Annotated in this window: 15 protein-coding genes; 14 read left to right on the top strand and 1 reads right to left on the bottom strand. The window is 65.9% G+C overall.

The genetic code is table 11. From position 1 onward, the window contains the following. Window positions 1-65 precede the first annotated feature (65 nt). The 14 genes from AC4BCK_RS10875 (at window position 66) to nusB (ending at window position 13565) form a co-directional block, all read left to right on the top strand. Window positions 66-1484 (top strand): replication-associated recombination protein A, encoded by a 1419-nt coding sequence (locus tag AC4BCK_RS10875; protein WP_174174265.1) that lies wholly within the window; start codon window positions 66-68, stop codon window positions 1482-1484. Between the two features lie 171 nt (window positions 1485-1655). Next, window positions 1656-2282 (top strand): 30S ribosomal protein S4, encoded by a 627-nt coding sequence (rpsD, locus tag AC4BCK_RS10870; RefSeq protein ID WP_066276228.1) that lies wholly within the window; start codon window positions 1656-1658, stop codon window positions 2280-2282. Between the two features lie 146 nt (window positions 2283-2428). After that, on the top strand, window positions 2429-2803 hold the full coding sequence (locus AC4BCK_RS10865) for a DUF948 domain-containing protein (protein ID WP_251420068.1): 375 nt from the start codon (window positions 2429-2431) through the stop codon (window positions 2801-2803). Window positions 2804-2819: 16 nt separating this feature from the next. Beyond that, entirely contained in the window at window positions 2820-3062 is a 243-nt protein-coding gene (locus AC4BCK_RS10860) for a hypothetical protein (protein WP_490565917.1), read from the top strand. A 150-nt stretch (window positions 3063-3212) separates the two neighbouring features. After that, window positions 3213-5891, top strand: a complete 2679-nt coding sequence (gene alaS / locus AC4BCK_RS10855; protein WP_472531647.1) for an alanine--tRNA ligase — start codon at window positions 3213-3215, stop codon at window positions 5889-5891. Window positions 5892-5898: 7 nt separating this feature from the next. Next, on the top strand, window positions 5899-6495 hold the full coding sequence (ruvX, locus tag AC4BCK_RS10850; RefSeq protein WP_174174275.1) for a Holliday junction resolvase RuvX: 597 nt from the start codon (window positions 5899-5901) through the stop codon (window positions 6493-6495). After that, a complete protein-coding gene (mltG, locus tag AC4BCK_RS10845) occupies window positions 6492-8135 on the top strand; it encodes an endolytic transglycosylase MltG (protein ID WP_490565916.1) in 1644 nt (547 codons plus the stop codon). The genes ruvX and mltG overlap by 4 nt, the downstream gene beginning before the upstream one ends. Further along, entirely contained in the window at window positions 8132-8992 is an 861-nt protein-coding gene (locus tag AC4BCK_RS10840; RefSeq protein ID WP_363936075.1) for a shikimate dehydrogenase, read from the top strand. Before mltG ends, AC4BCK_RS10840 begins: the two co-directional genes overlap by 4 nt. 26 nt (window positions 8993-9018) lie before the next feature. Next, window positions 9019-10218: a chorismate synthase gene (gene aroC, locus AC4BCK_RS10835; RefSeq protein ID WP_251420072.1), complete on the top strand. Its 1200-nt coding sequence runs from the start codon at window positions 9019-9021 to the stop codon at window positions 10216-10218. Continuing rightward, on the top strand, window positions 10219-10785 hold the full coding sequence (locus AC4BCK_RS10830) for a shikimate kinase (protein WP_174174291.1): 567 nt from the start codon (window positions 10219-10221) through the stop codon (window positions 10783-10785). Beyond that, entirely contained in the window at window positions 10782-11873 is a 1092-nt protein-coding gene (gene aroB, locus AC4BCK_RS10825) for a 3-dehydroquinate synthase (RefSeq protein ID WP_174174294.1), read from the top strand. The genes AC4BCK_RS10830 and aroB overlap by 4 nt, the downstream gene beginning before the upstream one ends. Beyond that, entirely contained in the window at window positions 11873-12391 is a 519-nt protein-coding gene (locus AC4BCK_RS10820; protein ID WP_363936071.1) for a tetratricopeptide repeat protein, read from the top strand. Before aroB ends, AC4BCK_RS10820 begins: the two co-directional genes overlap by 1 nt. Window positions 12392-12591: 200 nt before the next feature. Further along, on the top strand, window positions 12592-13155 hold the full coding sequence (gene efp / locus AC4BCK_RS10815) for an elongation factor P (RefSeq protein WP_050054941.1): 564 nt from the start codon (window positions 12592-12594) through the stop codon (window positions 13153-13155). Beyond that, window positions 13155-13565 carry a transcription antitermination factor NusB gene (gene nusB, locus AC4BCK_RS10810; RefSeq protein ID WP_066276198.1) on the top strand — a complete coding sequence of 137 codons (411 nt, stop codon included), beginning with the start codon at window positions 13155-13157 and terminating at the stop codon, window positions 13563-13565. The genes efp and nusB overlap by 1 nt, the downstream gene beginning before the upstream one ends. A gap of 112 nt (window positions 13566-13677) precedes the next feature. Here the strand turns inward: nusB and AC4BCK_RS10805 are convergent, their stop codons facing one another. Then, window positions 13678-14955, bottom strand: coding sequence for a PrsW family intramembrane metalloprotease (locus AC4BCK_RS10805; protein ID WP_364320362.1), 1278 nt, complete (start codon window positions 14953-14955; stop codon window positions 13678-13680). Window positions 14956-14976: the final 21 nt, after the last annotated feature.

The raw sequence follows: 14976 nt of genomic DNA, 5'->3' as shown, positions 1-14976 counted from the left end.
TTCCTTTACTGGCTTGCCGGACTCCCGGGAAAATTCCGGAAGTGAACTGGAAGTAGCCTATCTATGTGGAAGATCTCTTCGGGCACGGCCGCGGCAATGATGATGACGACGACGCCTCCGTTGCCCCCGGCCGGACTGCAGTGCCCGGAGCCAACGCCTCCCCCCGGGGCCCGCTCGCCGTCCGGATGCGTCCCCGCACCCTTGACGAGGTGGTGGGCCAGCAGCACCTCCTGGGGCAGGGCTCGCCCCTGCGCCAGTTGGCCGCCGGAGCCGGTGCAGACACAACAGGCCCTGCAGGGCCTACTTCCCTTATCCTCTGGGGCCCGCCGGGCACCGGCAAAACGACCCTCGCCCACGTAATTGCCCGCGGACGGGGCAGGAAGTTCGTGGAGCTCTCCGCGATTACCGCCGGGGTCAAGGACGTGCGGCGCGTCATGGACGAGGCCCTGACGGCCCGCGACCTCTACAAGACCACCACCGTCCTGTTCCTGGACGAGATCCACCGCTTCAACAAGGCCCAGCAGGACGCCCTGCTGCCCGGGGTGGAAAACCGCTGGGTGGTGCTGGTTGCCGCCACCACAGAGAATCCATCGTTTTCCGTGGTGTCACCGCTGCTGTCCCGTTCCCTGCTGCTGACGCTCCGTCCCCTGACGGACGCTGACATTGAAGGACTGATCCAGCGCGCCGTCGCCGATCCCCGCGGGCTGAACGGGAAGGTGGGCCTCAGCGAGGAAGCACTCGACCACCTCGTACGGCTTTCCGGAGGCGATGCGCGCCGTGCCCTGACGGCCTTGGAGGCAGCCGCAGGCGTTGCGTTCGGGGATGCCGACGATGCCGGGGACGGGCCCGTCGCCGTCGAACTTAAACACACCGAGCGCGCCCTTGACGTTGCCGCCGTCCGGTACGACCGTGCGGGTGACCAGCACTATGACGTCATCAGCGCCTTCATCAAGTCCATCCGCGGCTCCGACGTCGACGCCGCCCTGCACTATTTGGCCCGCATGCTGGAGGCGGGGGAGGACCCCCGCTTCATCGCCCGGCGGATTGTGATCTCAGCCGCCGAAGACGTGGGGATGGCGGATCCCACGGCGCTGCAGACGGCCGTGGCCGCGGCGCAGGCGGTGCAGCTGATCGGAATGCCTGAGGGCCGGATCATCCTGGCCGAAGCCGTGGTGCACCTGGCCACGGCCCCCAAGTCCAACGCCGCCTACATGGGCATCAACAAGGCCATTGCCGATGTCCGGGCAGGGCTGGGGAACGGCATTCCGGCCCACCTGAGGGACGCCCACTACCCGGGGTCCAAGCAGCTGGGGCACGGCCTTGGCTACAAATACGCCCACGACGCCCCGCACGGCGTGGCTGCCCAGCAATACCCGCCGGATGACCTGGTGGGGAAGGACTACTACCAGCCCACGGCCAACGGCGCCGAGCGGGACATCGCCACGCGGCTGGAGCGGCTGCGCAGGATTGTCCGGGGCAAGTGACTGCCGTGGTAAAGTAGATGTTTGTCTGGCAAGGCACGGACGCACAATCTCCCCAATTTCACGTTGAGAAGGTTATGCCCTGCGCCCAGTAGCAAAAGGCAGCGGTTGGCCGATGCTCTCCATCGTGGAGGCCAGTAACACTGACACACCGCAGATATTGGAAGGACACAAGTGGCTAACAACACTCGTGCTCGCCGTCAGGCCCGCCTCTCGCGGTCCCTCGGCATCGCTCTGACCCCCAAGGCCGCCAAGTACATGGAGCGCCGCCCGTACGGCCCCGGTGAGCATGGCCGTGCCCGCAAGAAGCAGGACTCCGACTACGCCGTACGCCTGCGCGAAAAGCAGCGTCTGCGCGCCCAGTACGGCATCCGCGAAGCACAGATGACCCGTGCCTTCGAAGAAGCCCGCCGCACCAAGGGCCTGACCGGTGAGAACCTCATCGAGCTGCTCGAAATGCGCCTTGACGCCCTGGTCCTGCGTGCCGGCTTCGCCCGCACCATCGCCCAGGCCCGCCAGCTGGTTGTGCACCGCCACATCATGGTTGACGGCGTCCGCGTTGACCGCCCGTCGTTCCGCGTCGGCGAGGGCCAGCTGGTCCACGTCCACAGCCGCAGCGAAACCATGGTTCCGCTCCAGGTTGCAGCAGCCGGCGCCCACCGCGACGTCCTGCCTGCCGTCCCGGCCTACCTGGACGTCAAGCTGGAAGCCCTCCAGGCCCGCCTGGTCCGCCGTCCCAAGCGCTCCGAGGTCCCCGTGACCTGCGAAGAGCAGCTGGTCGTCGAATTCTACGCACGCTAAATTCCAGCAGCGTATCCAAAGAAGCCCGTGGCAAGCGCCGCGGGCTTCTTTGTATGTAAGGTACTTGGGGGACATCTGCGGAATGCGCTTCATGCGCACCCGGCGGGATGCAACCGAACCACAGAATTTCGAGGAGATGAACGTCTATGTCTGGTGGCGATATTGCCGGCCTGATCGCTGCCGGGGTGTTTGCAGTCCTGGTGCTGCTGCTTGCGGTGCCCATCCTTAAGCTGGGCCGCGTCCTGGACGAGGTCCGCACCTCCATCCGGTCCCTGAGCGACGGCGCCACGCCGCTTATGGACGAAGTCACCGCCACCGTCTCCACCACCAACCAGCAGTTGAAGAAAGTGGACGGCATCTCGTCCAACGTTTCGGACGCGTCCGCCAACCTTTCCGCGCTGTCCTCCCTTGTGGCCGCCACCGTGGGGTCGCCGCTGATCAAGGTGGCAGCCTTCAGCTACGGTGTCCGTACCGCCCTGGCCGGGCGCAGGAAGCCCGCCGCCGGCCGCCGCAGCCGCTAGATTCCGGGAGAAGAGAATGAATCGATTTATCTGGATGGGAATCGGCGTGGCGATCGGAGTGATCGCTTTCCGCAAGGTGACCGAAGTGCAGGCCAGTATGCAGTCAACGCTGGGCCCGGAGGGCCTCAACCGCTCCGTGAACCGCCTGGCCGACGGCGTCTATGACTTTGCAGACGCCGTCCGCGCCGGAATGCGCGAGCGGGAAACCGACCTCCGGTCTGCCCTCGGCATCGAATCAGCGGACCTCGTCCGCCGCTGACCACCCTGCTGACCGGCACCATGAGTCGGAACCAGGCAGGCCCCCACACGTTAGAACCACAACGGCGGGCACCGTTCACCACGGGACCGCCAAGCGAAAGAACCTCCGCGACGCACAGTGCGCGGAGCAAGAAGGGTAAGTACACAGCTCATGAAGTCGCAGGAGATCACAAAGCGCTGGGTGGACTTTTTTGTCAGCAAGGGCCACACCGCGGTTCCCTCCGCATCGCTGGTCTCCAGCGACCCCTCGCTGCTGTTCACGGTTGCCGGCATGGTGCCGTTCATTCCCTACCTGACCGCCCGGGAGGAAGCACCCTACCCGCGCGCCGTCAGTGTGCAGAAGTGCATCCGTACCGGTGACATCGAGGAAGTGGGCAAGACCGCCCGCCACGGAACGTTCTTCCAGATGTGCGGCAACTTTTCCTTCGGCGACTACTTCAAGGAAGACGCCATCAAGTTCGCCTGGGAGCTGCTGACCAAGGGCGTTGACGACGGCGGCTACGGCCTGGCGCCCGAGCGGCTGTGGGTAACGGTCTACGAAGAGGACGACGAGGCCAAGGACCTCTGGCTCAAGAACACCGGTGTTCCCGCCGAGCGGATCCAGAAGATGGGCAAGTCGGACAACTACTGGCACACCGGGCAGCCCGGCCCCGCAGGACCCTGCTCCGAAATCTACTACGACCGTGGCCCCGCCTACGGCGTTGAGGGCGGCCCGCTGGCTGACGAAACCCGCTACATCGAAATCTGGAATCTTGTGTTCATGCAGTACCAGATCGAGAACGTCCGCTCGAAGGAAGACTTCGACGTCGTCGGCGAACTGCCCAAGCGGAACATCGACACCGGCCTTGGCATGGAACGCCTGGCCATGATCCTGCAGGGTGTCGAGAACATGTACGAGACGGACCAGGTCCGCCCCGTCATCGACAAGGCTGCCGAACTCTCCGGCAAGGAATACACGTCCGCCGAAACGGACGAGGACCCCCACCACACGGACGACGTCCGCATGCGTGTGGTTGCCGACCACATCCGGTCCGCCCTGATGCTGATCTCCGACGGCGTGACTCCCTCCAACGAGGGCCGCGGCTATGTCCTGCGCCGGCTCATCCGCCGTGCCGTCCGTTCCATGCGCCTCCTCGGTGTTGAACAGGCCTGCCTGCCCGAACTCCTTCCCGCCTCACGCGATGCCATGAAGGGCGTCTACCCGGTGGTGGACACGGACTTCGCCCGGATCAGCCGCATCGCATACGCCGAAGAGAAGGCTTTCCTGCGGACCATTGCCTCCGGAACCGCACGCCTTGAGGACGCCGTCAAGGAATCCAAGGCCGCCAACAAGCCACTGTCCGGTGCCGACGCGTTCGCCCTGCACGACACGTACGGTTTCCCCATCGACCTGACCCTGGAAATGGCAGAGGAGGCCGGGCTCAACGTGGACGAGGCCGCCTTCCGCAGCCTCATGCAGGAACAGCGCCAGCGCGCCCAGGCCGACGCCAAGGGCAAGAAGGGCGGCCACGCGGACCTCAGCGCCTTCCAGGACATCCTGGCCCAGGGTGAGACGGTCTTCACCGGCTACACCGAGCTCGACGGCGAGTCCCGCGTCCGCGGAATCCTCACCGGCGGCCGTGCGGTCCAGCAGGCCTCCACCGGCGATGAAATCGAGCTGGTGCTCTCCGAAACGCCCTTCTACGCCGAAGCAGGCGGCCAGGCCGCGGACACCGGCCTGATCACCGGCGACGGGTTCGTTGTCGAGGTGCTCGACGTCCAGCGCCCCCTGAAGGGCCTGAGCGTCCACAAGGCGATCGTCCGCGAAGGCGAAATCGGGGCCGACTCGCTGGTCCGTGCCGCCGTCGACCGCGAACGCCGCCACGCCGCTGAACAAGCGCACACCGGCACGCACATCGTGCACGCCGCGCTCCACCAGATCCTCGGCCCCGAGGCCACCCAGCGCGGCTCCTACAACAAGGCCGGCTACCTGCGCTTCGACTTCGCCTGGGGCGAGGGGCTGAGCACGGCGACGCGGTCCGAGATCGAGGAAGTCTCCAACCTGGCCATCCGGAACAACTTCCGCGTGGAAACCAAGGTCATGGGCCTGGCCGAGGCCAAGGCCCTGGGCGCCATGGCGCTCTTTGGCGAGAACTACGGCAGCGAAGTCCGGGTCGTTGAGATCGACGGCGCCTGGTCGCGCGAGCTTTGCGGCGGCACCCATGTTGCCAACACGTCCCTGATTGGCAGCCTTTCCCTGCTGGGCGAGCAGTCCGTCGGGTCCGGAAACCGCCGGGTGGAGGCTTTCGTGGGCATGGACGCGTTCCGCCACCTGGCGGCCGAGCGTGCCCTGGTCACCGAGCTCACCGACATGCTGAAGGTCCCGTCCGGCCAGCTTGCGGACCGGATCGCCGCCACGCTGGCAAAGCTCAAGGCGACAGAGAAGGAACTGGACCGCCTCCGCAAGGAGCAGCTGGCTGGCGCTGCGGCCCAGCTGGTCAGCAGCGCCAAGGACGCCTCCGGCGTCAGTGTCATCGCCCATGACGCAGGGCAGGTCAGCGGCGCTGACGACCTGCGCGGCCTTGCCCTGGACCTCCGGAACCGCCTCGGCTCCGCACCCGCGGCCGTGGCAGTGGCAGGCGTCGCCAACGACCGTCCCGTCATCCTGGTGGCCACCAACGAGGCCGCCCGTGAAGCGGGGGTCAAGGCAGGAGCCCTGGTGCGCCTCGCCGCAGGGATCCTTGGCGGTGGCGGCGGCGGAAAGGACGACGTCGCCCAGGGCGGCGGAACCGACGCCGGCCAGGTAGGCCAGGCCCTCTCTGCCGTCGTCGACGCCATTTCGCGGCGCTAATCCTCCGATGACCGATCCTGCTGCTGCCGGCGACTACCCCCAGGGCATCAAACTGGGGGTGGACGTCGGCACCGTCCGGGTAGGGGTTGCCATCTGCGACCGCGATTCCATCCTGGCGACGCCCTACAAGACACTGGACCGCAACGCCAGGAAAAACTCAGACGTCCGGGTCATTGCCAACCTGGTCCAGGAACTCGGCGCTGTGCAGGTATTCGTAGGCCTGCCACGCACCATGAAGGGTGAAGAACGTGCCTCTGCCATGATGGCCACGGACTACGCCCGCCTGCTGGTTGGCGAACTCTCTGCCCGGAACCTGGCGGTGCCGGTGAACCTGGTGGATGAACGGCTCAGCAGTGTCAGCGCCCACCGGAGCCTGCACGAAGCTGGCATGAGCAGCAGGAACCACCGTAAAGTAGTTGATCAGGTCGCGGCGGCAGGTATCCTTCAGCACGCCATCGACATGCAGAAAGCCAGGGGAGCGGACGTCGGCTCACGCGTGACGGCGCCACCCCCTTCCGTGGACATGGGAGGCAGCGGGCCGGAAACGGTGCCCGCCACGCCCGGCGATACGGACCGATCTTCAGATAATGGAAGGCACCAGTGAGCCCTGCCAACATTGACGACTCTTCCAGCCCTCTGGACCCGGGGGCAGGAAGGCCGCTGACCCGCAAGGAACTCCGTGCGAGGGAAAAGACCCTCAACACCGGAGGTCACGATGCCGTTCCGGAACAGGCATACGAGACCGGCCACGACATTCCACCCCTGCCCGCGGAACCCCCCGCGGCCGCAGAAGCAGACCCCCGGCGTCAGGATGAAGCATTGCGTGAAGACCAGGCACCGCAGGACCGGGTGGAAGAGCCCGTGATTCCGGCTGCTCCTGCCGCCCCGCCGTCCATCCAGGACGATCGCCAGGAGCCCGCCCAGCACGATTCCTGGGAGCCGGCCCTTGCAGGGCACCAGCACGCGGCAGGCGTGCACTACAGCGACGAACCCCACTACGAAGAACCCGGCTACGCCGACGGGCACGGCTACGCGGCCGGCGTCCACCAGCACGATGGACCCTTTGACGGGACGCTCTATGCGGACGGGCACGATGGGACCCACTACGAAGAGGGGCACGACGACGGTGCGCACCACCACGAACTGCTTCCCGCCTCAGCCGCAGCAACCGTAGTGGCCAAGCCCTCGAAGAAGGTGCGCCGGCGCCGGCGGCTCCTGGCGCTTTTCCTGACCCTCGCCGTCTTCGTCACGGCTGTCGCCGTCGGAGCGCAGTTCCTCAAGCCGCTGCTGGGCAGCGACAAGCCCGGCGACTTTCCGGGACCCGGTTCGGGCGAAGTGGTTGTCACCGTCGAAAACGGTGAAGGCACCCGCTCCGTGGCCTCAAAGCTCGAAAACGAGGGGGTGGTGGCCAACGCCGACACGTTCCTCCAGAGCTTCAGCGCCTCCGGCGGCATTCTTTCCCCGGGTGACTACACGTTCAAGTCGGAGATGAAGAACTCCGACGCCGTGAACGTCCTCCTGGGCAAGGACCAGACCAAGGTCATCTACTTCGCCCTCAGCGCCGGACTTCGCATCGGTGAGTCTTTGCAGGCGATCTCGCAGGGGTCCGGAATCTCCTTCCAGGACCTCCAGGCCCTCAGCAACGAGCCTGCCCAGTTCGGGCTTCCGGCCAACGCCAAGAACCTTGAGGGGTACCTGGCCCCCGGGGAGCACCGCTTCCCCCTTGGCACTCCGGCAAAGGACATCCTCCAGTCCCTGGTCAAGATCACAACTGACGAACTCGTGTCGCAGGGCATCACGGACCCGGCCAAGCAGTACGAGGCCGTGATCGTCGCCAGCATCGTTCAGGCCGAGGGCGGCCAGGCGGAGTACGGGGATGTGGCAGGTGCCATCTACAACCGGCTCAAGCCCAACGACCAGACCGGAGGCTTCCTGCAGGTGGATTCAGCCGTGACCTACGGCCTGGGCACCAAGAGCTACAACTTCACTGACGAACAGCGCCAGGACAAGTCCAACCCGTACAACACCTATGCGAATCCGGGCCTTCCGCCCGGACCCATCGGCTCCCCGGGAAAGACTGCGATTGACGCTGCCGCCAGGCCCAAGACGAACGACTACCTGTACTGGGTGACCATCAACCTGGACACCAAGGAGACCAAGTTCTCCCGGACGCTCGCCGAGCACAATGCCTACGTGGAGCAGTACAACGCTTGGTGCACGGCCAACGTCGGACGTTGCACGTGAGCCTTCGGGCTGCCGTCCTGGGCCATCCGATAAGCCACTCGAAGTCGCCGGCCCTGCACCTGGCTGCCTACGGTCAGCTGGGGATCGGGATCAGCTACACGGCAATCGACGTCACGGAAGAGCTGCTGCCGTCCCTGATGGGGCAGATCCGGGATCAGCCGGGCTGGCGCGGCCTCTCGGTCACCATGCCGTTGAAGACGGCGATGCTCGGGCAGGTGGACGAAGTCCGCGGCGTGGCCAGGACCCTGGGCGTCGTCAACACCGTCTCGTTTGAGGAGCACGGCGGCGTCCGGCGCACCATTGGCTCCAACACCGACGTTGCCGGGATCGTCAAGGCGCTGCAGCACGCGGGCGCCGGCGCGGCCCCGGACGCCGTGATCCTCGGGGGAGGGGGAACGGCGGCCTCGGCCGTCGCGGCCCTCAAGGACCTCGGGGCCGGCCAGGCCAGGGTCTTCGTCCGGGATACGTCCCGGACCGCCGAGGTCCGCGCCGCTGCGGAAAGCCTGGACATCGCCTTGGAGATCCGCACCCTTGCGGAAGCCGCCCGTCCCACCGCAGCGGCCGACGTCGTGATTTCCACCCTGCCGCCGCGGGCAGCGGACGGACTGGCGGCTGAACTGGCTTCCCTCAAGACCAGCCTGCCCGGCGTCCTGCTGGACGTTGCCTATGATCCGTGGCCCAGCCTGCTGGCCTCCGTGTGGCAGGCCGGGGGCGGAAGCGTGGTGCCCGGACTGGAAATGCTCCTGTACCAGGCCGTGGAGCAGGTGCGCCTTTTCACCCGCCGGGACGAAGAAGTTAACGCAGCTGTCATAGATGTGATGTGTGACGCAGTCGGCCTTCCCCGACGGGCGTTGTGACCGCCATACATGGCAGGATGGAAATTATGTTGCGTTGGTTGACTGCCGGTGAATCCCATGGTCCGGCTCTGATGGGAATTATTGAAGGCGTCCCCGCCGGTGTGGAGATCACCAGCGGGCATATCGCAGACTCGTTGGCCCGACGCCGCCTTGGCTACGGACGCGGAGCACGGATGAAGTTCGAGCAGGACGTTGTGACCATTCTGGGCGGTGTCCGCCACGGCCTGACGCAGGGCGGACCCGTGGCCATCCAGGTGGGAAACACCGAATGGCCCAAGTGGGAGCAGATCATGTCCGCGGACCCGGTGGATCCGGAAGTTCTCGCGGACCAGGCCCGGAACGCGCCGTTGACCCGTCCCCGTCCCGGGCACGCCGACTTCACCGGCATGCAGAAATACGGCTTTGACGAGGCCCGCCCCGTCCTGGAGCGGGCCAGCGCGCGCGAAACAGCAACCCGGGTGGCCATGGGCACCGTGGCTGCGCAGTTCCTCAAGCACCTCGGCATCGAGCTGGTCAGCCACACCGTCAGCATCGCCAGCGTCACGGTTCCCGAAGGACGTCCGCTGCCCGTGCCGTCCGACGTCATTGCGCTTGATGCCGACCCCCTGCGCTGCTTCGACCGGGAAACCTCGGACGCCATGGTGGCGGAGGTTGATGCGGCGCACAAGGAAGGCGAAACCCTGGGCGGCGTGGTGGAGGTCCTTGCCTATGGGCTTCCGCCGGGACTGGGCAGCTACGTTCACTGGGACCGGCGGCTTGATTCCCGCCTTGCAGCGGCCCTGATGGGCATCCAGGCCATCAAGGGCGTGGAAGTCGGCGACGGCTTCCTGACCGCGTCGCGCCGCGGCTCCGCAGCCCACGACGAAATCGTCAGGGACGGCGACGGCCGGATCGTCCGTACCAGCAACCGTGCCGGCGGAATCGAAGGCGGCATGAGCATCGGCGACGTCCTGCGTGTCCGCGCCGCCATGAAGCCCATCGCCACCGTACCGCGCGCCCTGAAGACCATCGACGTCAGCACGGGGGAGCCCGCGAAGGCACACCACCAGCGGTCGGACGTATGTGCCGTTCCGGCTGCCGGGGTTGTGGCCGAAGCCATGGTGGCCCTGGTGCTGGCCGAGGCCGTCACCGAGAAGTTCGGCGGCGATTCGGTGGCCGAAACCGCACGCAACATCAAGGGTTACCTGGACAACATCCCGGCGTCCCTGGACTCGATCGGCCAGTAAGTGCCCCATCGCAGCAAAACCGGACCCGCAGGGCGGCCCATCGTCCTGATCGGGCCGATGGCGGTCGGAAAATCGGCCATAGGGCAGCAGCTGGCGCTCCAGCTCGGAGTTCCCTTCGTGGACACGGACGCTGTTATCGTTGCAGGGCACGGATCCATTGCGGATATCTTTGCTGGCCGCGGAGAGCACGCGTTCCGTGAGATCGAAGCCCGGACAGTGGCCGCCGTCGTCGAAGCCGCAGACGATACGGTCTCCGTCATCTCCCTTGGCGGCGGGGCGGTGCTGGATTCCGGAACGCAGCAGTTGATCAGCCGCTGCACCGTTGTCTACCTCGAATGCGACGCGCAAACCGTCGCCGGCCGCATTGCCCGCAACTCCGGGCGCCCGCTGCTGGCAGGGGACGCAATGGGCCGCTGGACGGCCATGTTCGCCACCCGCAAGCCGGTCTATGAGCGGCTTGCAGACATCACCCTGGACGTGCGCCACGGCTCGGTTTCCGAGCTGGGCGGCCGGCTCGAAGCAGCACTGCGCGATTACGCAGCTGCCAAACAGGAAGTTGAAAAGTGAGCACCCAATCAACAGTCATCAGCGTCACCGGCGGCTCCGCCGCGGAGCACTACGACGTCGTCGTCGGCCGGGGGCTGCTCGGTGACCTGCCCGGATTACTGGGGGAGCGCGTCCGCCGCGTGCTCGTCATCCATCCGCGTGCGCTGCGGCTGACCGGTGACACAGTCCGCGACGAACTCGCCGCAGCCGGATTCACCTCCCTGACCGCGGAAATCCCGGACGCCGAAGAAGGCAAGCACATCCAGGTGGCCGCCTTCTGCTGGCAGGTCCTTGGCCAGAACGACTTCACCCGTTCCGACGCCATTGTGGCCGTCGGGGGAGGCGCGGTAACCGACCTCGCCGGTTTCGTCGCCGCCACCTGGCTGCGCGGCGTCAAGGTCATCCACATGCCCACCAGCCTGCTCGGCATGGTGGACGCGTCCGTGGGCGGTAAGACCGGAATCAACACTGCCGAGGGCAAGAACCTCGTAGGCGCCTTCCACCCGCCGGCCGCGGTACTGGCTGATTTGGACACCCTGGAAACGCTGCCGCGGAACGAAATGATCTCCGGCATGGCGGAAGTCATCAAGTGCGGGTTCATCGCTGATCCAGCCATCCTCGACCTCGTCGAAAAGGACCCTGCGACAGTGGCGGATCCCCAGTCCGCCGTCCTCCGGGAACTGATCGAACGTGCCATCGCCGTCAAGGCCAAGGTGGTCTCCGAGGACCTGAAGGAATCCGGGCTGCGGGAAATCCTGAACTACGGGCACACCCTGGGCCACGCCATCGAACTGGTTGAGCGGTACTCATGGCGCCACGGCGCGGCCGTTTCGGTGGGCATGATGTTTGCCGCCGAACTGGCCCGCAGCGTAGGGCGCCTCAGCGATGCCGACGCCGACCGGCACCGGAGCATCCTTGAGAGCCTGGGGCTTCCGGTGACGTACCGGCGGGACCGCTGGCAGGGGCTGTTGGACGGCATGCGCCGGGACAAGAAGTCCCGCGGCGACCTGCTGCGGTTCGTCGTCCTGGACGGCGTGGCCAAGCCGGGGATCCTCGATGTCCCCGACACCTCGCTGCTGTTTGCGGCCTACCAGGAAATTGCGTCCTGATGCAGGGCGACATGGGAGGAACAGCGGACTGGCCGGACGCGGGTTTCCCGGGCATCCGGATCAACCCTGAATCGCTGCTTCCGGAAATTGTGAACCAGGATGTCTGCCGCGAGGCGCTGGCGGTATCCACGGACCCTGCCGACCACATCTTCGTGCTCCTGGTGGAAGGACATGCGTCCGAGGCTGCTGAACTGCTCGCAGAAGCCCGTTTCAAGGATCCGGAATCCTTCCGGCTGCGCACCTTCGAGGCCGAAGTCCTTCGCGTCTCCAACCGGCTGGACCGGGCCGTCGAGCTGTTCCGCCAGCTCCTGGCCGAGGTTCAGGGCACACCGCGCGAGGCCCTCGTGTGGCAGTTCCTGGGCAAGACCCAATACAGCGCCGGGCAGATGTCCGCAGCAGTCGAATCCTTTGCACGCGCACTGGACCTCCGGGTGGCACAGTCCGCCGATGCTGCCCAGATCTACTCGTCCACAGTGGCGCTGCAGCGCGCACGGGACGTGCTGGAACTCGCCTGCTGACCCTGCCTGGGGCGGGGCTGAAGGACGCCTGTGGCCAAGCTGGAGGGCGGGGCCGAAAGGTGCCCGGAATTTACCGGTAGAATAGTTCTTGAATTTTTACCACCCGATTTTTGACAAACACGCGCTGGCAGTCCGTTGGGCCTGTCCGCCCGGCATACAACGTCTGACAACGCGACCAGACAGAGAAACCAGAGGAAACAGTGGCAACCACTAACGACATCAAGAACGGAACGGTCCTGAAGCTTGAGGGCCAGCTCTGGAACATCATCGAATTCCAGCACGTCAAGCCTGGCAAGGGCGGTGCGTTCGTCCGCACCAAGATGCGCAACGTGATGTCCGGCAAGGTCGTGGACAAGACGTTCAACGCCGGGCTCAAGATCGAAACCGCCACCGTGGACCGCCGTGACTACCAGTACCTGTACCAGGACGGTGCGGACTTCGTGTTCATGGACACCTCCGACTACGACCAGATCACTGTCTCCGGCGCCACCGTGGGCGACGCCACGAACTTCATGCTGGAGAACCAGATGGTGAACATCGCCATCCACGAGGGCACTCCGCTGTACATTGAACTGCCCCCGAGCGTTGTCCTCGAAATCACCTACACCGAGCCGGGCCTGCAGGGCGACCGCTCCTCTGCCGGCACCAAGCCCGCCACCCTGGAAACGGGCTACGAGATCCAGGTCCCGCTGTTCATCGAGAACAACACCAAGGTCAAGGTGGACACCCGCGATGGCAGCTACCTGGGCCGGGTCACCGAGTAGTGAGCGCCCGCGGTAAAGCCCGCAACAGGGCACTTGATGTTCTCTTCGAAGCCGAGCAGCGCTCGGTTTCGGCTTTTGACGTGATCCGCTCGCGGCGTGAAAAGACTGACCAGGTGGTCAACCCCTACACCATCGAAATCGTGGAGGGCGTTGTCTCCCACCAGGCAGCCATCGACGAGTTCCTGGAGACGTACTCCCAGGGCTGGAGCCTGGAGCGGATGCCCTCCGTGGACCGCATCATCCTGCGCATCGGCACGTGGGAGCTCCTGTACAACGACGACGTTCCGGACGGCGTCGCGGTCAGTGAAGCTGTGGCGCTGGCGAAGACCCTGTCCACCGACGAATCGCCGCAGTTCATCAACGGCCTGCTGGGCCGCCTGCAGCAGCTGAAGCCGTCGCTGCTCGCCTGAGCATCAGCAAGAAACAGCACCACACAGCAACAGCAGGAAGGACCGGCCGCCACGGGATGTGGAGGCCGGTCCTTCTGGTATTAAGCCCCGCATGGCAGGGACCGCGGTGGGTTCAGTGTGCGACGGCGGCCCGCAAGGCCAGGATGCGCTGCAGCTGCTGCCGCTCCTCAGCCTGGTGCAGCTGCACGTCACGCCCGCTCAGGATCCGTTGGCGCGTGTTGGCCAGCCGGGTGGCTGCCTTCAGGAATTCCCTCATCTGCTGTTTCCTGCCGTAGCTCCCAGCCCAGTTCAGGGCAGTGCGCCGGCCGCCCAGGGTGGCCATCAGCTCCACCTCGGCCGGCGTGAACCAGCCGGCGGCCGAGTACTCCAGCAGGCGCTGCCGGGTCAGGCGTTTCTCCGCCACCCGCAACAGGATGATGCCGCCCACGGCGAGGAAAAAGATGGGCACCTGGACCATGAGGTATTCCGCCAGGAAGCCCTGCCCCATGCTGTTCCAGCGGTTGTGCAGGAACATGGCCGGCAGCAGCCCCACAAAGAAGGCTGCCACCGAGGCACCTGCATGCCAGCGCCGGGCGGCGAACCCCATCACCAGGCCCGTGGTGCCGGTGAAGATGGCGTGCGCAAAGGGCGACATGACGCCGCGGAGGAAGAAGACCTGGGCAAAGTCGCTGGCGGGATCCGCGGACTCCGCTATGGCCCGGCCGAAATACAGGATGTTCTCCGTGAATGCGAAACCCCCTGCGATGGTGAACGCGAACACCACGCCATCCACCGGTCCGTCAAAGTGCTTCCTTGCCATGAGGAGGAGTATCAGCAGTCCCAGGGACTTTGCGAACTCCTCCACGATGGGCGCCTGCACCGTGGCCATGTAGGCCTGAAGGTCGGCCTCGTCGGAAAACTGGAAGGCCAGGACAAAAAACGGCTGGATGAGCAGGGTTACTGCGATGGATACCGCGGAGCCCCAGGTAAAAGCGAAGAAGAGGAGCCGCTTCGGTTCAGGTTCCCATTTGTCGATGATGTGCACGGCCAGGAGAACAACCGAGAGCGGAACCAGGGACGCGAGGAATCCCACCAGGAACCCGGCCGGCCCGGTGTTTGACAGCAGGAACGGGATCACCAGGAACAGGCTGAGGAAGGCAAGGGTGCCTCCGGCGACGGTCAACCCCACCAGCCCGCTCCGGGACCGGGCGGGCTTCATCACGGCTCCCTGGACCTGCGGCGGCACCACCGCGTCCACTGGCCTGCCGACGTGTCCCGGTGCCGGACGGTAGTTGCCGGGCTCCACGTGTCCCATCCAGCTCGGGTTTGCTTCTCCCGGGAGCGGCGCAGTTCCCCGCAGCCGGGGATCGTCGGGTGGCCCGGAGGCAGGGAGTCGCGGATTCGTCGGCATAACGACAGCCTAGGTGCGGGC

It is taken from the genome of Pseudarthrobacter sp. As-47, assembly GCF_058215595.1.
This window is presented reverse-complemented; position numbering and strand designations above follow the sequence as displayed.